We start from the raw sequence: 20912 nt of genomic DNA, 5'->3' as shown, positions 1-20912 counted from the left end.
CCATGACCGACCGTGCAACTGAAGAAACCATTGGACTTTCCGGGCTGGAGGCCGAGGCGGAAATCCGGATCGACCGTTGGGGCATACCCCACATCCGGGCGGCGAGCGAGGCCGACCTCTTTCTCCTGCAGGGATTCAATGCCGCACGCGACAGGCTCTGGCAGCTCGACCTGTGGCGCAAGCGCGGCCTGGGTCTGCTGGCCGCCGATTTCGGTCCAGGTTATCTCGCCCAGGATCATGCCGCGCGGCACTTCCTCTACCGCGGCGACATGGCAGCCGAATGGCTTGCCTATGCCGATGACACGCAGGTGATCTGTACTGCCTTTGCCGCCGGCGTGAATGCCTACATCGCTCTGTGCGAGCGGGAGGCGGAGCGCCTGCCGCCCGAGTTCGCGGTCTTTGGCACGCACCCTGCTCGCTGGCAGCCGGAGGACGTGGTGCGGATACGCTCCCATGCGTTGACCCGCAACGGCGTCTCCGAGATTCTGCGCGCCAATGTCATGGCGATGACCGATGCGACAACCGACCTGCTGCGCTTCGAGCTCGATCCGCCGGTGGAACCGAAACTGGCGGAAGGACTGGCCTACGCGGATATTCCTCTACAGGCCGTGCGGCTGTTCAAGCTTGCGACGGCGCCGGTCACGTTCGAAAAGGAGCGGTTGTCGTCAAGCCTTGCCGATGCCTGGAGTTGGTCTGAGGTGACGGATCTTGGCGAGGTTGTTCAGCGCAGTGCCGAGGAAGGCTCCAACAACTGGGCAGTCCACGGCTCGCGCACGCAGAGCGGCCGACCAATCCTGGCGAGCGACCCGCACCGGGCCCATGCTGTCCCTTCGCTCCGCTACCTGGTGCACCTGGAGGCCCCGGGCATCAACATTATCGGCACGGGCGAGCCAACCGCGCCGGGCGTCTCGATTGGCCACAACGAGCGCACCGCCTTCGGCCTCACCATCTTCGGCGCGGACCAGGAGGACATCTACGTCTACGAGACGAAGGAGGGCGAGCCGGATCTATACCGCTATGGCACCGGCTGGGAACAGATCGAGCGGATCCAGCAAGCTTTCGCCGTCCGTGGTTGTGCAGAGCAGGTGCTGACGCTGTGCTTTACCCGCCATGGACCGGTATTGCACGAGGACAGGGCGCGCCGCCGGGCGGTCGCCATGCGCACCGTCTGGCATTCTCCTGGCTCGGCCGCCTATCTCGGCAGTCTGTCCTACATGCGAAGCCGCTCGACACAGAGGTTCGCGGATGCCCTTGACCATTGGGGCACGCCCTCGGTCAATCATGTCAGCGCCGATGTTGACGGCAACATCGGCTGGTTCACCGCTGGCTTCTCGCCGATGCGCCGCAATTGGCAGGGTCTCCTGCCGGTGCCGGGTGACGGCAGCCACGAATGGGAGGGCTTCCTGCCGGCGACGGAGCTTCCGCGCAGCTTCAATCCAGCCACTGGCTTCGTGGCCTCAGCCAACGAGATGAACCTGCCCGCGGATCGCGATCCTGGCGCGCCGTCCATTGGCCATGAATGGGCGGAAGGCAGCCGGGCAAAGCGCATCAAGGCCGTGCTCGGCGGTGATCACAGCCATACGCTGTCCGCATCGATGGCCCTGCAGACAGATGTATTTTCGCGGCCCGCCGAGGTGATCATCGGCGTGCTCCGGGAAATTGCATCGCGCGTGCAGATGGATGGGGCGCAGGCCAGTGGGCTTGAACTGTTCGAGGGCTGGGATTACCGCCTCGAGGCAGGGAGCGCACCGGCCGCATTGTTTGAAGTTTGGTGGATGAAGCACCTGCGGCCCGGCCTGCTGGCGCGCTTCGCGCCGAACGCGACCGTCCGCCAGCTCCTGCTGCCCGGCGATTTTGACCGGCTTCTCTCCCTGCTCCAGATGCCCGAACGGTTCTGGAGCGTCGAAGAGCGGGACGCGCTGGTCCTTTCGACCTTGACGAAGGGCTGGCAAGATTGCGCTGCCCGGCTTGGGCCGGATCCGGCGGCATGGCGGTGGGGAAACCTCCACCAGGCGCTTTTCGAGCATGCGGCGAGCCGTGTGAAGCCGGAAACCGATACGGAATGGAACGTGGGTCCCTTGCCGCTCGGTGGCAGCCGCTCCACGCCGATGCATGCGGCGTATCGGATCAGCGATTTCGGCGTCAATGCCGGCGCTTCCGTGCGGCTGGTGATGGATGTCGGCCAATGGGACAACAGCGTCTGCGTCAATACACCTGGCCAGTCGGGCGATCCGCGGTCGCCGCATTATGCCGATCTTTCCGAATGCTGGTCGCGTGGCGAGTACGTGCCGCTGCTCTATAGCCGGGAGAAAGTCGACGCCGCGACGACGCACCTGATCCGGCTCGTGCCTGCCGAAATGATGGAGTGACCCGCAAATGAACCTGCCAATCACGGCCAGCGATGTCGATGTCGAGCGGTTGCTCGAGGAACTCCGGTTCTGGGTCAGGGCGGAGACGCCGAGCGGCGATGCAGCAGCGGTCAATCGTTTGGCGGACCGCCTGGAAGAGGTGGGCCGCAAAGCAGGCCTCGCCGTCGAACGTAGGCCGGGCACGCTCGGCTTCGGCGACATCGTAACGCTCCGCACGCCACGCCTTGAGCGCTACAACGCCAAGAGCATCCTGATTCTCGCGCATATCGATACGGTGCACGCAATCGGCACGATCGGCGAAAAGTTGCCGCTTCGACAGGAGGGGGACCGGCTCTACGGCCCCGGCATCTATGACATGAAGGCAGGCGTGCTGATGGCGATCGAGGCCATGACGCTCGTGATGAAAGCGGGGCATAACCTCCCGATCGAGCTGCTCGTGGTTCCGGACGAGGAGGTGGGTTCGAAAAGCTCGCGGCCGGTGATAGAGGATTTCGCAACGAATGCCGCCTACGCGCTCGTCGTCGAGCCGGCGCGGGACGGCGGCAAGATCGTCACTGCGCGCAAAGGCGTCGGACTGTTCGACGTCGTCGTGCGCGGCCGCGCCTCGCATGCGGGCGTCCACCCGCTTGACGGGCGCTCGGCAATTCGTGCCGCAGCCCGGCTGGTTCTGGAGCTCGAAGCGCTGAATGATCCCGATCGCGGCATCACGGTAACCACCGGCACGATCGAGGGCGGCACCGGGCGCAATACCGTGCCGGCGGAATGCCGCCTGCAACTCGACCTGCGCCTGCCGGACGCAGCAACGGCAGCCGAAGTCATCGGCAAGATCAGGAACATGACGCCGGTCGATCCCGACATCACCTTCGATATCTCGGGCGCGATCAATCGACCACCCTTCGCGCAGAGCGGAGAGGGACGCCGCCTCTTCGATCACGCGGCCAGGATCGCGAGCGAACTCGGCATTGCACTGGAAGGCATGACAACCGGCGGCGGATCGGACGGAAACTTCACGGCGGCCCTTGGCGTTCCGACCCTTGACGGACTGGGTGCCGACGGAGGCGGAGCGCATACATTCGAGGAACATATCCTGATCGGCAGCCTGGCACCGCGAACTGCTCTGCTCGCTAACCTGATCGCGTCGCTGGACAGCAAGGTATGAGCACACAGGCAGGAACCGGCGCATCAGCCGCCGGGCGGAGGCAAGCAGGTTGACCATCAATCAGGCTCTGGCCTTCATGGTGATGGCGGGCCTTGCCGCCTACGTGCAGGCGTTAACCGGCTTCGCCTTCGGCCTTATTCTGATGGGTGCCGTTGCACTGGGCGCGATGATGCCGCTTCAGGACGCGGCCGTGGTGACCAGCGTGCTCACCCTGGTCAATGCCTCCATGATGCTGAGCAAGGGTTGGAACGAAGTGCTGAAGAAAACGCTCGTGCTCGTCCTTCTGAGCAGCCTGCCGTCGCTGGTGATCGGCTATCTGCTGATCGAGCACCTTGCCGAGAACGGCGTCGTCCTCATGCGAATCCTCCTCGGCGCGATCATCATCGTCTCGTCGCTACAACTCGTCTTGCCGCCGAAGCGCGAGAAGCAGCCCGCCAGCGATCGCTCTTTCGTCACCTTCGGCATTTTTTCCGGCCTGATGAGCGGAATGTTCTCCACCAGTGGTCCGCCGCTTGTCTACCATCTTTATCGCCAACCGCTGCCGCTTGTGGCAATCCGGGAAACGCTGGTGACCATCTTTGGCGTGAACGCACTGCTCCGGCTTGGCGTCGTGATCGCCGACGGCACATTCCCGGACCGTCATTATTGGCCAGCCTTTTTTGCCATCGTCCCGGTCATGGCCGGCACGCAGCTTGCCCGCCGCCTGCCGCTGCCGATTGCGGGAAAACATCTGAAGCTCATCGTCTTCGTTCTCCTCTGCGCGTCGGGAGCCTCACTGGCCATACCGGGGCTTGCCGCCGCGCTGCAACTGTTAGGATCCTGAAAATAGGTGCCCCATGCGTCTGAGCATTTCTGAAGCGGAGGATATGGTCGTTGCCATCCTCACCCGAAACAAGGTGGCGGCCGGGAATGCCCGTTCCACCGCCAGGGCTCTTGTCGCCGCTGAGGCGGCCGGCCAGAGCGGTCATGGCTTGCGTCGCGTTCCAGCCTATGCCGCGCAAGCGCTGGCCGGAAAGGTGGATGGCTTCGCCATTCCCGTCGCCACGAAGACGGCCGAGGCCGTGCTGCGCATCGATGCCGGTTTCGGCTTCGCCTATCCAGCGCTGGATATGGCCGTAGCAGAGCTGGCGCCTTTGGCCGGCCGGAACGGCATCGCTCTTGCAGCCATTCACCGCTCGCATCACGCCGGCGTCATGGCGCTCACCGTCGAACGCTTCGCCGAACAAGGACTTGTGGCGCTGATGGTCGCCAATGCGCCCGCGGCCATGGCCCCCTGGGGTGGCAGGACTGCGATGTTTGGCACCAATCCCATTGCCTTTGCCGCCCCTTTGGCCGGCGCTGACCCCGTCGTCATCGATCTCGCCCTCTCGAAGGCCGCCCGCGGCAAGATCGTTGCAGCCAAGCAGAAGGGCGTCGGCATCCCCCCGGACTGGGCGCTCGACAAGGATGGTCAGCCGACGACGGATGCGGCAATGGCGCTAGAGGGGACGATGCTGCCGCTCGGAGAGGCGAAGGGCGCAGCTCTGGCGCTGATGGTCGAGATCCTTGCGGCCGGCATAACCGGCGCGCAGTTCGCCTATGAAGCCTCATCCCTGCTCGACGACAAAGGGCCCCCGCCCGCGCTCGGCCAGACGATAATCGTTATCGATCCGCAAGCGTCCGGCGGTGGGGACATGCTGCCGCGCCTCTCCATGCTGGCCGAGATGATCGGCGATGACCCGGGTGCGCGCCTTCCGGGGAAGCGTGGCGCCGCCCGGAGGCGCCAGGCTTTGACGGAGGGGCTGGAGCTCGACGCGGACATTATGCAGCTTCTTCACGCCTTGCCTTAACTTTGATGTTTGCGTGATTCAGCCCCAGTTGCTTGAATAAGCAAAATCCTCACCACGCCCGCGAAATCGCGTCTGGTCATTGAAATGGGGGGAGACGGGCGGTCTTCAGCGCGTCAGTAGGTATCAGGGTCGAGGTCCGAAGACCGCCCGCGACGTCTTTGCCTGCCATTGTCACGCTTGTCAGACGCAACAACCCGGAAACAAGAGCGCTACCTCCGTTTCCTTCTGCAGTTTGCTGGCCAATCGGGATTGTCACTTCCGACTGTCCGGCAACGCCATCCTTCCCCAGCTTGTCGAAACAGCTCCGGAAGCTGCTCCCCCACTGGAAAGGACCGAATCAAAATAACCCGGTTTCAAAGTGGTGGGATAAGTCTGTGCAATTTATTTTGGTTGCCGGAAGAAAAAAGAGCAAGATCAGCAGCTTGCAGGGCGAAATATTTTTTGAGGCCGAAAATCTATCCTACCACGTGGGCCGGTTGTGCCCATGTTCAATGGGTATCAGCCCCAGCCATGGGCGGCGAGCCCATAGATCCAGGGTTCGGCGGGCTTGCGGTTGAGAAAGGGTCTTCCCTTGGACATTGTCGTGACGGTTCCATACACGCCAAGCCGGCACTGCGCCAGGAAGTCGGCAAAAAGCCCGTCCTTTTCCCGCGTATCGACACGAACGAATTCGCCCTTGAGTTTCTGCAGGTGGATCGCGGCGAGGTGGACCGCGTCGCGGTCGCTGGAGGCGACTATGGGTCCGATGACCTTGCCGCGGCCGAAATCGCGGCAGCAGGAATAGCCGGCGAGCTTGCCGTCGCGCTTCAGGACGACGATGTCCGCCTTGCGGGTGATGATGTCGAGGAGATCGCCGCGATCGACACCGAAGGCGCGGGCGTCGAGATCCGCAATATCGCCCAGCATCCCGGCGGATATGGGGGCAAGCTCGCCGTCGAGCGGCGGCAATGGCGGCAATGTCAGCGCCGCCTCGCCCTGGCACTGATAGACGACAGCCTCGTCCCGGAAGTCCAGCGAAAGATAGAGCGCATGGGCCGCATGCGTCGCGTTGAGGCTCAGATATCGGCCCTTGCAGCGACCCAGCACCTGATCCATCAGCCAGCGGCCATTGCCCTGCGCCTGCGCGCGGGGCGTGGTGATCACCATGCCGATCGTCGCGAAATCGTCGCCGTGCGGAAACCACATCGCACTTCCGAACACGCGCCCGATACCATCGACGGCAACGATGCCCGGTCCCGTCTGCAGCAGCTGTTCCCAATCCTTGGGCCGGTGCGGCCAGCCGACGCCCAGCGACAGGGCATGGAGCGAGGCGATATCCGCCTCGGCGATGTCGCGCGCAACCAGCTCGAACGATTGCAATTGCAATGAATTCCGCATCTCGGCCTATTCGCTCCCTCCCGCAGGCATATCCTGCCGCATCATCGCATGGCAACTCCGGCAGGACTTGCTTCCTGACGCGGGCAATTCGCAATCTTCGTCCGAAGCGCCGCCGTATTCGGCATGGAACGCTGCCCGGGCGGGCTATGCTGCCATATCGAAGATTGCTCTTACAATGTGGCAGCCCATGCAGGTCGAAGAAATTCTGGCAAAGCTGATCGGATTTCCGTCTGTCGTCGGATCGCCAAACCACGCGATCGCCGATTGGATCGCCGCCTATGCGCGCGCGGCAGGCGCCGAGGTAGCCGTGCTTCCGGGGCCGGAAGGAGACAGGAGCAACCTGTTCATCTCCGTCGGCCCGCGCGAGACACCCGGCTATGTTCTTTCAGGCCACATGGATGTGGTGCCGGCGGGCGAGGCGGGCTGGCAGGGCGATCCGTTCGCTCTGCGGCGGGATGGCGACAGGCTCCATGGCCGCGGCACCACCGACATGAAGGGGTTCCTCGCCTGTGCGCTGGCCGCCCTGCCGAAGCTTGCCGCGAGCCGGCTGGCGCGGCCGGTTCACCTCGCCTTCTCCTATGACGAGGAGGCGGGTTGCCGCGGCGTGCCGCATCTCCTTGCTGCGCTGCCCGGTCTTTGCGCCAGGCCTCTCGGCGCCATCATCGGCGAGCCGAGCGGGATGCAGCCCGTGCTGGCGCATAAGGGGAAAGCCGCGGCCAGGCTCGAAGTGATCGGCCGGCCGGGCCATTCGTCGAGGCCGGACCTCGGATTGAACGCCGTCCATGCCATGGCCGTCATCGTCGCGCAGGCGGCACTCCATGGGCAGGCGCTCGCGAACGGCCCGCTCGATGCGAATTTCGAACCGCCTTATTCGTCCCTGCAGTTCGGCGTGATCGCGGGCGGCCAGGCGATCAACATCATCCCGGATCGCTGCACGGCGGAGGTCGAGGCGCGCGCCATCGCGGGCGTTTCGCCGGCATCATTGCTCCAGCCGGTGAAGCAGCAGCTATTTGCCCTGCGCGAGCAGGGTTATGAAACCGCCTGGGACGACATGAGCGCCTATCCGGCATTGTCGCTGCCCGCCGAACATGCGCTCGCCGGGCTGATGGTCGAGCTGACGGGGGAGAAGGCGCTTGCTGCGGTCAGTTACGGCACCGAGGCTGGACTCTATCAGCATGCCGGCATCGACGCGATCATCTGTGGCCCCGGCAGTATCGACCGGGCTCACCGTCCCAATGAATATATCGAAACCCGGGAACTCGCCGCATGCCAGCAGATGATTGCCGGCCTCGCGGCGCGTCTCACATCGTAGCGCGGCGCCATGGCTTTTCTCTTCAATTCCGATGCGGCGCGCGGCGCCATCTTTCGCGAGGCTTTTGCCCGGGAGCTGCCGGATATCGAGTTCTTTCAGGCCGGCGAGAGCGTCGAGCCCGAGAGGATTCGCTATCTGATCAGCTGGACGGCGCCGGAGGATATCGCGCGCTATTCCAATCTCGAAATCCTGTTTTCGATCGGCGCGGGAGTTGACCAGTTCAAGCCGGGCAGCGTGCCCCGGCACGTCAAGCTCGTGCGCATGATCGAAGACGGCATCACCCGGATGATGCAGGAATATGTGGCGCTCGGCGTCCTGACGCTGCACCGCGAGATGACGGCCTATCGCGAACAACAAAGGCAAGCGCAATGGCGGCCGCTGGCCATACCGCCGGCCAGCGAACGCCGCGTCGGGTTCCTCGGCCTCGGCCTCCTGGCGCAGGCTTCGATCGAGCGCCTGAAGCCCTTCGGTTTCGCGCTGTCCGGCTGGAGCCGCAACAGCAAGGAAATCGACGGGGTCGAATGTTTCTCCGGGGCGGGCCGGTTTGCGGACTTCCTGCAACAGGCGGATATTCTCGTCTGCCTCCTGCCGCTGACGGACGAAACGCAAGGCATTCTCGATGCCGAGCTCTTCGCCCGGCTGCCCGAGGGTGCGCGGCTGCTTCATGTCGGCCGCGGGCCGCAGCTCGACCATGACGCGCTGATCTCGGCGCTCGACAGCGGCCATATCGCCGGCGCGATGCTCGATGTGACCGATCCTGAACCGCTGCCTGCCGCAGACCGGCTCTGGTCGCATCCGAAGGTCGTGATCACCCCGCATATCGCCTCCGTCACCCAGCCGGGAACGGCTGCAAGGGCGGTCATCGAGAACATCCGTCGCCACCGCGACGGCAAGGAAATGGTCGGCCTCGTCGATCGAACACTCGGCTATTAACCAAGGAAATGCCATGTCACTTCTGATCACCATCGATACGAACCCGGATTTTGCACCCAAGGAAGCACTCCCGACCCCCGAACGGCTGATATCCGGCAATCCGGCTTTCAAGACCTGGGCGCAGGATGCTTCGAAGGACGAGCACGTGCTGACGGGAATCTGGGAGGCGACGCCGGGCGAAACGCATTCGATCAAGGGAACGACCTTCGAATTCTGCCACATCCTTTCCGGCCTCGTCGAGATCGAGGAGAAGGGCGGGGAGACGAAGATCTACCGCGCCGGCGACAGTTTCGTCATGAAGCCCGGCTTTGTCGGGATATGGCGCACGATCGAAACCGTTCGCAAGATCTATGTCTGCGTCTACGAATGAGCGCGGGGCGACCATGACGCTAAGCTTTGACCCGGAGACGCTTGAGCTTCCCTTTCATCACTTCATAGCCGGCGAGCGCGTGGCGGCCGAAGGGGCGCTGGAAATGCGCCGGCCATCCGACGGCATGGCCTATGGCGGCTGCCCGGTCGCCGATGCGTCCCTGGTCGATCGCGCGGTCCAGGCCGGGCGGGAAGCGCTGAAATCGAGCGGCTGGGCCGATGCGCGGCCGCGTGAAAGGCTGAACGCCATGTATCGCTGGGCCGACCTGATCGACCAGGAGGCGCCGGCGCTGGCCCGGCTCGAGGCCTTCTGCTCGACCCGTCCGGTCGTGCAGCTCGCCGAGGGCGACATCGCCGTGACGGCCGAGCAGATACGCTTCTTCGCGGAATTCGCCGACAAGGAGGGCAGCGTCGTAGCGCCGACGAGCACCGACAGTTTCGGCATGACGCTCAGCGAGCCCTATGGCGTCATCGGTGCGATAACGCCGTGGAACTTCCCGATTTCCATGGCGGGCTGGAAGCTCGGACCGGCCCTCGCCGCCGGCAATGCGGTCGTGCTCAAACCGTCGGAAATCACGCCTTTCTCGACGCTTCTCATGGCGGAACTTGCCGTGAAGGCCGGTATTCCGGCCGGATTGATCAACATCGTCCTCGGCGATGGTCCGACGACCGGCAATGCCATCACCGGCCATCCCGATATCGCAAAGGTGAGTTTCACCGGCTCGACCGCTGCCGGCAGCGCCATCATGGCGAACATAGCCCGCACCGGCATCAAACCCATGACATTGGAACTCGGCGGCAAGAGCCCGCAGGTGGTGTTCGCCGATGCCGATCTCGAACTTGCGGCGGCCGCCATCTCGCGCGGTATCCTGGCCAATGCCGGCCAGGTCTGCGTCGCCGGCTCGCGCCTGATCGTCGCCGAGGAGGTTGCCGATGCGTTGAGCGAGGCCATCGCGCGCCACATGGCAAGGATCGAACCGGGCCTGACCTGGGACGAGAATACGCAATATTCGCCGATCATCTCGGAGCGGCAGCTCGGCCGCATCGACGAGATCGTCAAGCGCGCCGCCAGCCTTGGCGCCGAATGCGTCGTCGGCGGCCGGCGGATGGATGTGGAGGGCTATTTCTACGAGCCGACCCTCCTGCGTGGTGTCGATGGCAATTCTCCCGCCGTCACCGAGGAGATATTCGGCCCGGTGCTAACGCTGCAGACATTCCGCGAGGAAGAGGAGGCGCTCGCGCTCGCCGATCATCCGACCTATGGGCTGGCGGCGGGCCTGTTCACGCGCGACCTGTCGCGCGCGATGCGCGTGATGAAGCGATTGCAGGCAGGGACGATCTGGGTGAACCGCTATGGGCGTTCGCGCGATCACATTCTGCCGACAGGAGGCTATAAGAGTTCGGGGATCGGCAAGGATCTCGGGCGGGAAGCCTATCTCGCCAACCGCAAATACAAGAGCGTGCTCATCGACATCGAAGGAAACAATTCATGAAGAACCATTCCATAGCGCTTATCCCGGGCGACGGCATCGGCCGCGACGTCACCGACGCGGCATGGCAGGTGCTGGAAGCCGCAGCCTCGCGCCACGGCTTCGGCCTCGAAGCCCAGCGCTTCCCGTGGTCCTGTGCCTATTACCGCGAGACCGGCGCCATGATGCCGGAAGACGGCATCGAGACGTTGCGCAAATTCGACGCCATCTATCTCGGCGCGGTCGGCTGGCCGGCGGAAGTGCCGGATTCCGTATCGCTGCATGGCCTTCTGCTGCCGATACGCAAGGCGTTCGTGCAATATGCGAATATCCGGCCGCACCGGCTGTTGCCGGGTGTCACCGGTCCCCTGCGTTCCGACGGTTTCGATATTCTCTGCATTCGCGAAAACACCGAGGGAGAATATTCCGGCGCGGGCGGGCGCGTGCATATGGGCACCAGCGATGAAGTCGCGGTCGAAACGGCGATCTTCACCCGCACCGGCGTCGAACGCATCATCCGCTTCGGCTTCGAGCAGGCGCGCGTGCGCCGCAGGAAGCTCGCCTCGGTGACGAAGTCGAACGCGCAGAAATATTCGATGGTGTTCTGGGACGAGGTCACGCGCGCGGTGGCGAAGGACTATCCGGACGTCGAAGTTTCGTTCTTTCACATCGATGCCATGGCGGCACGCATGGTCATGGCGCCGGAAGGCCTCGACGTCATCGTTGCGTCCAACCTCTTCGGCGACATCCTGACCGATCTCGGCGCCGCCATCCAGGGCGGGCTCGGCTACGCCGCCTCGGCCAATATCAACCCCGACCGCAGCGCGCCGTCGATGTTCGAGCCGGTGCACGGCTCCGCGCCGGACATTGCCGGCATGGGCATAGCCAATCCGATCGCGGCCATCTGGTCGGCGGCGCTGATGCTCGAACATCTCGGCGAGCAGGAGGCGGCGCGGGGCATCATGGCGGCGATCGAGGTGGCAACGACACAGGGCATCGGCACGATCGCCGGCAAGGACAGCACGGACGCCATCACCCGGGCCGTGCTTGCCGCCATGGCTTGAGCAGAAACGAGGAAACCATGCACGCATTGAAAGACAAGGGGCTGTTCCGGCAGCAGGCACTCATCGGCGGCGACTGGCGCGACGCGGCGTCGGGCGCAGATGTCGATGTCACCAATCCGGCGACGCTCGACAGGCTCGGCACCATTCCCGACATGGACGCTACCGAGACCAGAGCGGCCATCGAGGCGGCATCGCTCGCCTTCAAAAGCTGGAAGAAGAAGACCCATGCCGAGCGCGCGGCACTGCTGGAGCGCTGGCACGCGCTGATGATCGAGCACGAGCAGGACCTTGCGCTGCTGCTGACGCTCGAACAGGGCAAGCCGCTCGACGAGGCGCTGGGCGAGATCCGCTATGGCGCGTCCTTCGTCAAATGGTTTGCGGAAGAAGCCCGTCGTATCGACGGCGCTACCATTCCGTCCCCAACGGCCGACCGCCGCATTCTCGTCCTGAAGGAAGCCGTCGGCGTCTGCGCGATCATCACACCCTGGAACTTCCCGAACGCCATGATCACCCGCAAGGTGGCGCCGGCGCTCGCGGCCGGCTGCACGGTGGTCGTCAAGCCTTCGGAGTTCACGCCCTTTTCCGCGCTGGCGCTTGGCGTGCTGGCCGAACGGGCGGGTATCCCGGCCGGGGTCATCAATATCGTCACCGGCATGCCGACGGAAATCGGCAAGGAACTGATGGCGAACGAGACCGTCCGCAAGATATCCTTTACCGGATCGACGCGGGTCGGCGCTCTATTGATGAAGGGTGCCGCCGACAGCATCAAGCGGCTCAGCCTCGAACTCGGCGGCAACGCGCCGCTGATCGTCTTTGACGATGCGGATCTGGAGCAGGCGGTCGAAGGCACCATCGCCTCGAAGTTCCGCAATGGCGGCCAGACCTGCGTCTGCTCCAACCGCATCCTGGTGCAATCCGGCATTTATGAAGCCTTCGCCTCGAAGCTTGCCGAGCGCGTTTCGGCCATGAAAGTGGGCGCAGGCACCGAGGAAGGCGTTGCGATCGGCCCGATGATCAATCATGCGGCCATCGAAAAGATCGAGCGCCATGTCAGCGATGCCCTCGGCCGCGGTGCAAGTATTCTGGCGCAAAGCGAGAAGATGGCGGAGGGCAGGCAATATGCGCGTCCGATCGTGCTTGGCGGCGCGACGACCGATATGCTGCTTGCGTCGGAAGAAACGTTCGGGCCCGTGGCTCCGCTGTTTCGCTTCGAAACCGAAGAGGAAGCTATTGCCATCGCCAATGCCACGCCGTTCGGTCTTGCAGCCTATTTCTTCACCGAAAATCTCAAGCGGTCATGGCGCGTCGCCGAAGCGCTTGAGTTCGGCATGGTCGGCCTCAACACCGGCCTTGTATCGACGGAGGTCGCACCCTTCGGCGGTGTCAAGCAATCGGGACTTGGCAGGGAAGGGTCGAGACTCGGCATCGACGAATATCTCGAGGTCAAGACGCTGCATGTCGGCGGGCTCTGAGACAGGAGAGAAGGCGGGGTTTCCCGCCTTTGCTTCGCAGCTGAGAAATCATTGCACCCTGTCGAGGAATTTATAGTAGAGGCCGACCAGCGGCAGGAACCAGGGCTTGCCGGAATAGCCGGGGATGGCTGGCCACTCCAGGCCGGCGAACGGATTGCGGTCACCGCGCCCGAGGATGGCGTCCGCCAGATGGATGCCCATCTGCGTGGACATCTGCGCGCCATGGCCGGAATAGCCCATGGAATACCAGACGCCGTTGGCAAAGCCCGCGCGGGGATACCGGTCCTGCGTCATGTCCACGAGGCCGCCCCAGCAATAGTCGATCTCGACATCGGCCAGATGCGGAAAGAGCCGGACGAGGTTGGCGCGCAGGATCGCGCCGCTCTTGCCGTCCGAGCGCTGGTCGGATGTTGCCGAAAAGCGTGCGCGACCGCCGAAGATCATGCGATTATCGGGTGCGAGGCGAAAGTAATTGCCGATGTTCATCGAGGTCACATAGGTGCGGTTGCCGGGCATGGTCGCCGCGATTTCGGCTTGCGTCAGCGGGCGCGTGGCGATGATGAAGCTCCCGACCGGGATGATGCGATTGCGAAAATATGAAAAGCCGGCATCCGTATAGGCGCCTGTCGCGAGGATGACGCTGTCAGCCGTGATGCTGCCGCGCGGCGTGACGATCCGATGGCCGCCGCTGTCGGTCTTGTGCTCGGTTACGGGCGTGCCTTCGAAGATCACCGCTCCATGCCGGGCGGCTGCGGTCGCCAGGCCGCCGACATAGCGGCCCATATCCATCATGGCGCTTTTGCGCGAAAGCATCCCACCGTGGAAATCGTTCGAGCCGACCTCGCCGACGAGATCGCCGCGTCGCAGCAGCGCCGTATCGGCATCGACTTCGGCGTGAATAGCCTCGAAATTGCGCGCGAGACTGTCAAAATGCGCCGGTTTTGACGCAAGTTTCAGCTTGCCGGCGCGCCGGAAGGAACAATCGATATTCTCCTCCCGAACGATGCGCTCGACCGTATCGACCGAAATGTCGAACGCCTTGTAGAGCGCCCGGGCGCGCTCCGGTCCGAGATGCTCCTTGGCGGCGATGTAACTATGCGCCAGGCCGTTGTTGAGATGGCCGCCATTGCGACCCGACGCGCCGGAGCCGACATGCCCCGCCTCGAAGACGGCGACGCGGGTGCCCGCTTTGGCCAGATGCAGTGCCGCCGACAATCCGGTAAAGCCGCCGCCGATCACCGCGACGTCATAATGCCCTTCCGGCGGGTTCGGCTCCGCGCCGGTGAAAGGCGGCGTCGTATCGTGCCAATAGGGCTTGAACTGCATCGGCTTTTCTCTCCGTGGCGGCGCTCGTGGAACGCGCGGTTAAAGCCCGACGACGCCCGGCAATCCCGAAATATCCTTGATCTCGGTATAGCCGTAATAGGGGTTTGCCGGCTCGTGGCCACGGTTGACCCAGACCTTGTTCCTGATGCCGAGATCATGTGCCGACATCAGATCATAGCGGAACGACGAGGAGACGTGGAGAATGTCTTCCGGCCGGGCATTGAGCTGGTCCAGCATATATTCGAAAGCCTTGAAGCGCGGCTTGTAGGCCTGTGCCTGCTGCGCCGTATAGACGGCGTGGAACGGCGCGCCGAGCTTTTCGACATTGGAATGGATCTGCTCGTTCATGGCGTTGGAGAGGATGACGAGCGGGATTTCCCTCGCGACCCTGGCAAGGCCGGCGGGCACGTCGGGATGCGGTCCCCAGGTCGGAACCTTCTCATAGACCTTGCGCGCGTCTTCCGCATTGAAAGCCACATCGTGCTTCCTGCACGTCCGCTCGACCGCATTGTGGATAACCTCGTCATAGGGCTTCCAGTCGCCGAGTATCTCATCCATCCGATAGGCGGTAAAGTCGGCATTGAACTTCTGCATCGCCTGCTCGTCGAGCTGGTCGCCATAGAGCTCGCAGGCGGCCTGCGACATCTGGAAATTCGTCAGCGTGCCATAACAATCGAAGGTGATGTATTTCGGTCTGAACTGGGCCATGTCTGATCCTTCCTAAGCCTTGCGGACACTGCGGTGCCCTCCCGATCCATAATAATTGCCGGCGGATGGACTAATCACTGCAATGACCCGCAGCCGAAGCAGATTGTTTCGTATCTGACTGCAGCTTTGGCAGAGAGTTGCGTCCGAACCTTCGTCGGATACGCATCGGCGCGGCGTCCCGGAACGGTTTGGTGATTGTCGCGGCATAAGATGCGGCGCTGGCGCGGAAGGACAGTGAAATTGCGCTGCCCGGACGTGCTGGTCGGGAGGAACTGCTGCTCCCGGCAGCCTAATTTGTTCCTGGAGAGAAGCGATCTGGAAGAAGGCATGACAACGACGCAAATTACCATCGGGGAGTTGGCATCGGCAGACCTCGCTGCCGCCGTCACCCTGTCCCGGCAGGCGGGCTGGCCGCACCGGCGCGAAGACTGGGCGATGATGCTGGCCCTCAGCACCGGCGTGGCCGCATTCGAGGATGGGCGCGTGGTCGGTACGGCGATGATGACGCCTTTCGGCGAAGACATCGCCACCATCAACATGGTTATCGTGGACGAGGCGATGCGGGGCCGCGGATTGGGGCGGAAGCTCATGCAGGCAGCCCTCGATGCCGCGGGCGGACGGACATGCCTGCTCGTTGCGACCAAGGACGGGCTGCCGCTCTATGAAAAGCTGGGCTTTGTCGCCACCGGCGAAATCGCGCAGCACCAGGGCGTGGCGTCGAAAGTCGAAGCACCGGACAATGTTACATGGGCAACGACCGGCGATCATGAGCGCATCCGCGTGCTCGACCGGCTGGCGAAGAAGTATGACCGCTCCGAACTGATGCGGCTGCTCGACGAGCGCGCGCGGTTCGCGGTCATTCGCCCGGAAGGTCAGGTCGAAGCCTTCGCCGCGGTTCGTCGCTTCGGCCGTGGCCTCGTCATCGGCCCGGTGGTTGCGAGAGACGCTGCCGAGGCTCGTGCGCTCATCAGTTTCGTGCTTTCGAACCATGCGGGCGAATTCGTGCGCGTGGACACGGACAGGTCCACCAATCTGGCGCCATGGCTCACCGAACATGGGCTCTCGCATGTCGGCGGCGGCGTCACCATGCGGCGAGGGGCCGACGTGCGGGCCGCAGCGAGCGAGCCGTACCAGACCTATGCACTCGTCAATCAGGCTCTCGGTTGAACAGGTAGAATCGGAGAATATCATGCTCAGCAATTCATTGATCGAACTCGACCGCGCCCATCTGGTGCATCCGGTTTCCTCCTATCGCGGCCATGAAGCCGCGGGTGTGCGGGTGCTGCAATCCGGCAAGGGTGCAACCGTCACCGACGCTTCGGGCCACAGCCTGCTCGATGGTTTCGCCGGCCTCTGGTGCGTCAATGCCGGTTATGGCCAGGACAGCATCGTCGAAGCCGCCGCGAAGCAATTGCGCGAATTGCCCTATGCCACCGGCTATTTCGGCCTGGGCTCGGAACCGGCCATCCGCCTTGCATCCGAACTGGCAGATAGGGCGCCGGGCGATCTGAACCATGTCTATTTTACCCTCGGCGGATCGGACGCCGTCGACAGCACCATTCGCTTCATCCGCTATTACCAGCATGCCAGGGGCAAGCCGCAGAAGGACCAGTTCATCTCGGTCGAATATGGCTATCACGGCTCCTCGACGGCGGGCTCCGGCCTCACGGCCCTCCCGGCCTTTCACGCGGGTTTCGGCGTGCCCTATGACTGGCAGCACAAGATTCCCTCGCATTATGTCTACCGTAATCCGGCAGGCACCGACCCCAAAGCGATCATCGATACATCGACGGCTGCATTGCGCGCCAGGATCGAGGAACTCGGCGCGGAACGCGTCGCCGCCTTCTACGTCGAGCCGATACAGGGCTCGGGCGGTGTCCTGGTGCCGCCGGCAGGATGGCTCAAGGCCATGCACGCGGTGTGCAAGGAGTTCGACGTGCTTTTCATCGCCGACGAGGTCATCACCGGCTTTGGCCGCACCGGGCCGCTCTTTGCCTGCGAAGACGAGGACATCGTTCCGGACTTCATCACCGTCGCCAAGGGGCTGACATCCGGCTACGCGCCGATGGGTGCCGTCTTCATGTCGGAACATGTCTACAATACGATTGCCGACGGTGCCGGCAAAGCGGCTGTTGGCCATGGCTACACCTATTCCGCGCATCCGGTCAGCGCCGCAATCGGTCTCGAATGCCTGCGTCTCTACGAGGCCGGGCTGCTTGAAAACGGCCGCAAGGCCGGCAAGCGCCTGATGGCGGGGCTCCAGTCGCTGGCGGATCATCCGCTTGTCGGCGATATTCGCGGCCGTGGCATGCTGGCGGCGATCGAACTCGTCACCGACAAGGAGCGCAAGACGCCATTGCCGGCGGATGCCGATCCGGCGCGCCGCATCTTCGACCGCGCCTGGGACAATGGCCTTGTGATCCGCGCCTTCGCCAATGGCGTGCTCGGCTATGCGCCGCCGCTTTGCTGTACGGACGAGGACATTGACGCCATCATCGAACGCACGCGCCTGACGCTGGACCAGACGCTTGCCGACGAGGATGTCCGCGCGGCCATGCGCGATTGAGAACGCGAAGCGCGGTTGCGGCGGAATTTGGCAAATACCGAAGATTCGCAATTTTATGCTGCCGTGCTTCGCCTATTCAGCGCAAATGATGCGCGCGTCCATAGGACACTGTCATGGCTGGCAAAGGCAGCTGCGGAACCCGGACCCGCTCGATCCGGACGGAGATTTGCCCGATATGCGACCGGCATCCGCAGCACTGCGCCGGTTCGAGGCCACCACTGCAATGAGGTTCGTTGACGATTGAAACCATGAAAACGATGAAGCCGATGCTCATAAATCGGTGCATCTGACGCAACCGCCAAAAAAGGGGAATTCTTATGAACGAGAAGATTACCGATTGGACATCCTCCGATGACCGGATGATTGAAAATGCGATCCGGCGCGGTGCGACCCGGCGCGAGCTGCTTCAGATGATGATGCTCGGAGGCGTTGGCGCCATTGCCGGCGCATCCATTCTCGGCCGGGCGACGTCGGCACTTGCGCAGACCCCCGTCAAGGGCGGCTTCGTCAAGGCCGCGGGGTTCAGCGCCTCCACCGCCGATACGCTCGATCCGGCCAAGGCGTCGAACGCCACCGACTATGTTCGCTGCTGCGCCTTCTACAATCGCCTGACCTTCCTCGACGGCAAGGGCCAGATCCAGATGGAACTGGCCGAAAGCATCGAAAGTGCCGACGCCAGGACATGGACGGTCAAGCTGCGCAAGGGCGTGACCTTCCATGACGGCAAATCCCTCACCGCCGATGACGTCGTCTTTTCGCTGCAGCGGCACCTCGATCCCGCCGTCGGTTCCAAGGTCAATGCGCTCGCAAAGCAGATTTCCGGGACGAAGAAGATCGATGATACGACGGTCGAGATCACGCTCGACAGCCCGAATGCGGATCTTCCGACCATCCTTGCCATGCATCATTTCATGATAGTTGCAAATGCAACTACCGACTTCTCCAAGGGCAATGGCACGGGTCCGTTCGTCTGCAAGGAGTTCCAGCCGGGCGTTCGCTCGCTTGCGGCGCGCAACGAAAACTACTGGAAGAACAACGGACCGCATCTCGACTCATTCGAGTTCTTTGCGATTTCCGATGAGAGCGCCCGCATGAATGCGGTGCTTTCCGGCGATATCCAGCTTGCCGCCAATCTCAATCCGCGTTCGCTGCGCGTGCTCCAGAACAATCCGGCGGCCAAGCTGTTCATCTCGAAGCTCGGCACCTATACCAATCTCAACGTCCGGCTGGACATGACGCCGGGCGACAAGGCCGGGGTCGCGGAGGCCTTCAAATATCTCACCAACCGCGAGATCATCCAGAAATCGGTGCTGCGCGGGCTGGCGGAGATCGCCAACGATCATCCGGTGCCGGATACGAGCCGCTACTACAATGCCGAACTCAAGCAGCGCGAATACGATCCCGAGCGCGCCAAGTCGCTGCTCGAAAAGGCCGGTGTACTCGGCGAGGAGATCCATATTACCGCGGCCGAGGCGGCGTCCTCCTCGCTCGATTATGCGATGGTGCTGCAGCAGGCCGCGTCGTCCATCGGCCAGAAGATCGTCATCGACCGCGTGCCCTCGGATGGCTACTGGTCGAACCATTGGCTGAAGGACGCGGTGCATTACGGCAATATCAATGCGCGCCCGACCCCCGACATCCTGTTTTCGCTGCTGTACAAATCCGACGCGCCCTGGAACGAAAGCCAGTACAAATCCGAAAAGTTCGACTCCATGCTGCTGGAAGCGCGCGGTCTGCTGGACGAGGCGAAGCGCAAGGACATTTACGGCGAGATGCAGGCAATGGTTTCCAACGAAGCCGGCACGGTCATCCCGGTCTTCATGTCGAATGTCGATGCGATCTCGCCGAAGCTGCACGGCCTGGAGCCGAATCCGCTGGGCGGGATGATGGGCTTTGCCTTCGCCGAATACGCCTGGCTGGAAGCCTGACCGGTATCATTGCCGCGCCCGGACGCCGCTATGACGGTGTCCGAGCAGTTTCCCCTTTCCGAGTTGCAGGCTGTGCATCATGAAATCTCCATTGTTGAGTCTCATCGCCAAACGCCTCGTCATTGCGCTGCTGACGCTGCTCATTGTCGCGTTCACGATCTTCTTCGCAACCGAGATGCTGCCGGGCGACGTGGCGGAGATACTTCTGGGGCAGGCGGCAACGCCGGAGGCGGTCGCCGGGCTTCGCGCGGCGATGAACCTCGACCAGCCGGCGTTCCTGCGCTTCATCTACTGGCTTGGAAACCTCTTCACCGGCGACCTTGGCGTCTCCTACACCAATAATGTTCCGATCGCCGATCTCATCGGCAGCCGCCTGGTGAATTCGCTCAGGCTGGCGGGCATCACCGCCGGCATCTCGGTGCCGATCGCCTTGTTTCTCGGCATCACGGCGGCGATCATGCGCGGCACGATCTACGACCGCCTGGTGTCGATCATCACGATTTCGGTGATTTCCGTGCCGGAATTCATGGTCGCGACGATCGCGGTGATCGTATTCGCGGTCTATCTCGGCTGGCTGCCCGCTCTTTCCATGGCCAATGAGGTGACGTCGTTCAGCGGCCTCCTGAAGGCATTCGCCATGCCGGTCATCACCTTGAGCTTCGTGATTTCGGCGCAGATGATCCGCATGACGCGCGCCGCCGTCGTCGAAACGCTGGATGCGCCCTATCTCGAAATGGCGTTGCTGAAAGGTGCCTCGCGCAGCCGCATGGTGCTGGTCCACGCCCTGCCGAATGCGCTCGGCCCCATCGTCAATGCGGTGGCGCTTTCGCTCTCCTACCTGCTTGGCGGCGTCATCATCGTCGAGACCATTTTCAATTATCCCGGCATAGCCAAGCTGATGCTGGATGCGGTCGCAACGCGCGACCTGCCGCTGATACAGGCCTGCGCGATGATCTTCTGCCTGGGCTATCTCCTGCTCATCACCCTTGCCGACCTTATCGCCATCGCATCGAACCCGAGGCTACGATAAT

At 63.2% G+C, this 20912-nt stretch carries 17 protein-coding genes; 14 read left to right on the top strand and 3 right to left on the bottom strand.

The window, feature by feature from the left end; translation table 11 throughout:
- Positions 1-2 precede the first annotated feature (2 nt).
- Genes M8997_RS17425 through M8997_RS17410 form a run of 4 tightly spaced genes read left to right on the top strand, consistent with a single transcriptional unit; the run spans position 3 to position 5357 of the window.
- Positions 3-2369 (top strand): penicillin acylase family protein, encoded by a 2367-nt coding sequence (locus M8997_RS17425; RefSeq protein ID WP_250015479.1) that lies wholly within the window; start codon positions 3-5, stop codon positions 2367-2369.
- A 7-nt stretch (positions 2370-2376) separates the two neighbouring features.
- Entirely contained in the window at positions 2377-3528 is a 1152-nt protein-coding gene (locus M8997_RS17420) for a M20 family metallopeptidase (RefSeq protein ID WP_250015478.1), read from the top strand.
- A 49-nt stretch (positions 3529-3577) separates the two neighbouring features.
- The gene (locus M8997_RS17415; RefSeq protein WP_250015477.1) at positions 3578-4351 is read left to right on the top strand and encodes a sulfite exporter TauE/SafE family protein; all 774 of its coding nucleotides are present in this window, start codon (positions 3578-3580) and stop codon (positions 4349-4351) included.
- Between the two features lie 13 nt (positions 4352-4364).
- Positions 4365-5357, top strand: a complete 993-nt coding sequence (locus tag M8997_RS17410) for an Ldh family oxidoreductase (RefSeq protein WP_250015475.1) — start codon at positions 4365-4367, stop codon at positions 5355-5357.
- A gap of 498 nt (positions 5358-5855) precedes the next feature.
- On the opposite strand, the gene M8997_RS17405 is transcribed toward M8997_RS17410, so the two are convergent.
- A complete protein-coding gene (locus M8997_RS17405) occupies positions 5856-6734 on the bottom strand; it encodes a GNAT family N-acetyltransferase (RefSeq protein ID WP_250016030.1) in 879 nt (292 codons plus the stop codon).
- A gap of 187 nt (positions 6735-6921) precedes the next feature.
- Between M8997_RS17405 and argE the strand changes: the two genes are divergently transcribed.
- The 6 genes from argE to M8997_RS17375 are packed head-to-tail and all read left to right on the top strand — an operon-like array spanning position 6922 to position 13353.
- Positions 6922-8046: an acetylornithine deacetylase gene (gene argE / locus M8997_RS17400; RefSeq protein ID WP_250016028.1), complete on the top strand. Its 1125-nt coding sequence runs from the start codon at positions 6922-6924 to the stop codon at positions 8044-8046.
- 9 nt (positions 8047-8055) lie between these two features.
- A complete protein-coding gene (locus M8997_RS17395; protein ID WP_250016026.1) occupies positions 8056-8979 on the top strand; it encodes a glyoxylate/hydroxypyruvate reductase A in 924 nt (307 codons plus the stop codon).
- Positions 8980-8992: 13 nt separating this feature from the next.
- Positions 8993-9349: a cupin domain-containing protein gene (locus tag M8997_RS17390; protein ID WP_250016024.1), complete on the top strand. Its 357-nt coding sequence runs from the start codon at positions 8993-8995 to the stop codon at positions 9347-9349.
- A 13-nt stretch (positions 9350-9362) separates the two neighbouring features.
- A complete protein-coding gene (locus M8997_RS17385; protein WP_250016023.1) occupies positions 9363-10841 on the top strand; it encodes an aldehyde dehydrogenase in 1479 nt (492 codons plus the stop codon).
- Entirely contained in the window at positions 10838-11881 is a 1044-nt protein-coding gene (locus M8997_RS17380) for a tartrate dehydrogenase (RefSeq protein ID WP_250016022.1), read from the top strand. The genes M8997_RS17385 and M8997_RS17380 overlap by 4 nt, the downstream gene beginning before the upstream one ends.
- 17 nt (positions 11882-11898) lie before the next feature.
- Positions 11899-13353, top strand: coding sequence for an NAD-dependent succinate-semialdehyde dehydrogenase (locus M8997_RS17375; RefSeq protein ID WP_250016021.1), 1455 nt, complete (start codon positions 11899-11901; stop codon positions 13351-13353).
- Positions 13354-13401: 48 nt separating this feature from the next.
- Here M8997_RS17375 and M8997_RS17370 read toward each other — a convergent pair whose 3' ends face one another.
- Positions 13402-14679, bottom strand: a complete 1278-nt coding sequence (locus tag M8997_RS17370; RefSeq protein WP_250016020.1) for an FAD-binding oxidoreductase — start codon at positions 14677-14679, stop codon at positions 13402-13404.
- Between the two features lie 39 nt (positions 14680-14718).
- Positions 14719-15387 carry a haloacid dehalogenase type II gene (locus M8997_RS17365; RefSeq protein ID WP_250016019.1) on the bottom strand — a complete coding sequence of 223 codons (669 nt, stop codon included), beginning with the start codon at positions 15385-15387 and terminating at the stop codon, positions 14719-14721.
- A gap of 327 nt (positions 15388-15714) precedes the next feature.
- Between M8997_RS17365 and M8997_RS17360 the strand changes: the two genes are divergently transcribed.
- The 4 genes from M8997_RS17360 to M8997_RS17345 all read left to right on the top strand — a co-directional run bounded on the left by M8997_RS17360 (position 15715) and on the right by M8997_RS17345 (position 20911).
- Complete coding sequence (locus M8997_RS17360; RefSeq protein ID WP_250016018.1) at positions 15715-16554, top strand: GNAT family N-acetyltransferase; 840 nt, start codon at positions 15715-15717, stop codon at positions 16552-16554.
- 22 nt (positions 16555-16576) lie between these two features.
- The gene (locus M8997_RS17355) at positions 16577-17953 is read left to right on the top strand and encodes an aspartate aminotransferase family protein (protein WP_250016016.1); all 1377 of its coding nucleotides are present in this window, start codon (positions 16577-16579) and stop codon (positions 17951-17953) included.
- Positions 17954-18270: 317 nt separating this feature from the next.
- A complete protein-coding gene (locus M8997_RS17350; RefSeq protein ID WP_250016014.1) occupies positions 18271-19881 on the top strand; it encodes an ABC transporter substrate-binding protein in 1611 nt (536 codons plus the stop codon).
- A gap of 79 nt (positions 19882-19960) precedes the next feature.
- Positions 19961-20911: an ABC transporter permease gene (locus M8997_RS17345; RefSeq protein ID WP_250016012.1), complete on the top strand. Its 951-nt coding sequence runs from the start codon at positions 19961-19963 to the stop codon at positions 20909-20911.
- Position 20912: the final 1 nt, after the last annotated feature.

The sequence above is a fragment of the Phyllobacterium sp. 21LDTY02-6 genome (assembly GCF_023554255.2).
Classification (GTDB): domain Bacteria; phylum Pseudomonadota; class Alphaproteobacteria; order Rhizobiales; family Rhizobiaceae; genus Phyllobacterium.
Note: the sequence above shows the minus strand (reverse complement) of the source record. Positions and strands in the feature narration are given on the sequence as shown.

Coding starts and splice junctions, on each gene's coding strand:
- M8997_RS17425 (WP_250015479.1), top strand. CDS start 3: ATGACCGACCGTGCAACTGAAGAAACCATTGGACTTTCCGGGCTGGAG.
- M8997_RS17370 (WP_250016020.1), bottom strand. CDS start 14,679: ATGCAGTTCAAGCCCTATTGGCACGATACGACGCCGCCTTTCACCGGC.
- M8997_RS17380 (WP_250016022.1), top strand. CDS start 10,838: ATGAAGAACCATTCCATAGCGCTTATCCCGGGCGACGGCATCGGCCGC.
- M8997_RS17420 (WP_250015478.1), top strand. CDS start 2,377: ATGAACCTGCCAATCACGGCCAGCGATGTCGATGTCGAGCGGTTGCTC.
- M8997_RS17385 (WP_250016023.1), top strand. CDS start 9,363: ATGACGCTAAGCTTTGACCCGGAGACGCTTGAGCTTCCCTTTCATCAC.
- argE (WP_250016028.1), top strand. CDS start 6,922: ATGCAGGTCGAAGAAATTCTGGCAAAGCTGATCGGATTTCCGTCTGTC.
- M8997_RS17360 (WP_250016018.1), top strand. CDS start 15,715: ATGACAACGACGCAAATTACCATCGGGGAGTTGGCATCGGCAGACCTC.
- M8997_RS17405 (WP_250016030.1), bottom strand. CDS start 6,734: ATGCGGAATTCATTGCAATTGCAATCGTTCGAGCTGGTTGCGCGCGAC.
- M8997_RS17390 (WP_250016024.1), top strand. CDS start 8,993: ATGTCACTTCTGATCACCATCGATACGAACCCGGATTTTGCACCCAAG.
- M8997_RS17410 (WP_250015475.1), top strand. CDS start 4,365: ATGCGTCTGAGCATTTCTGAAGCGGAGGATATGGTCGTTGCCATCCTC.
- M8997_RS17350 (WP_250016014.1), top strand. CDS start 18,271: ATGAACGAGAAGATTACCGATTGGACATCCTCCGATGACCGGATGATT.
- M8997_RS17345 (WP_250016012.1), top strand. CDS start 19,961: ATGAAATCTCCATTGTTGAGTCTCATCGCCAAACGCCTCGTCATTGCG.
- M8997_RS17395 (WP_250016026.1), top strand. CDS start 8,056: ATGGCTTTTCTCTTCAATTCCGATGCGGCGCGCGGCGCCATCTTTCGC.
- M8997_RS17355 (WP_250016016.1), top strand. CDS start 16,577: ATGCTCAGCAATTCATTGATCGAACTCGACCGCGCCCATCTGGTGCAT.
- M8997_RS17375 (WP_250016021.1), top strand. CDS start 11,899: ATGCACGCATTGAAAGACAAGGGGCTGTTCCGGCAGCAGGCACTCATC.
- M8997_RS17365 (WP_250016019.1), bottom strand. CDS start 15,387: ATGGCCCAGTTCAGACCGAAATACATCACCTTCGATTGTTATGGCACG.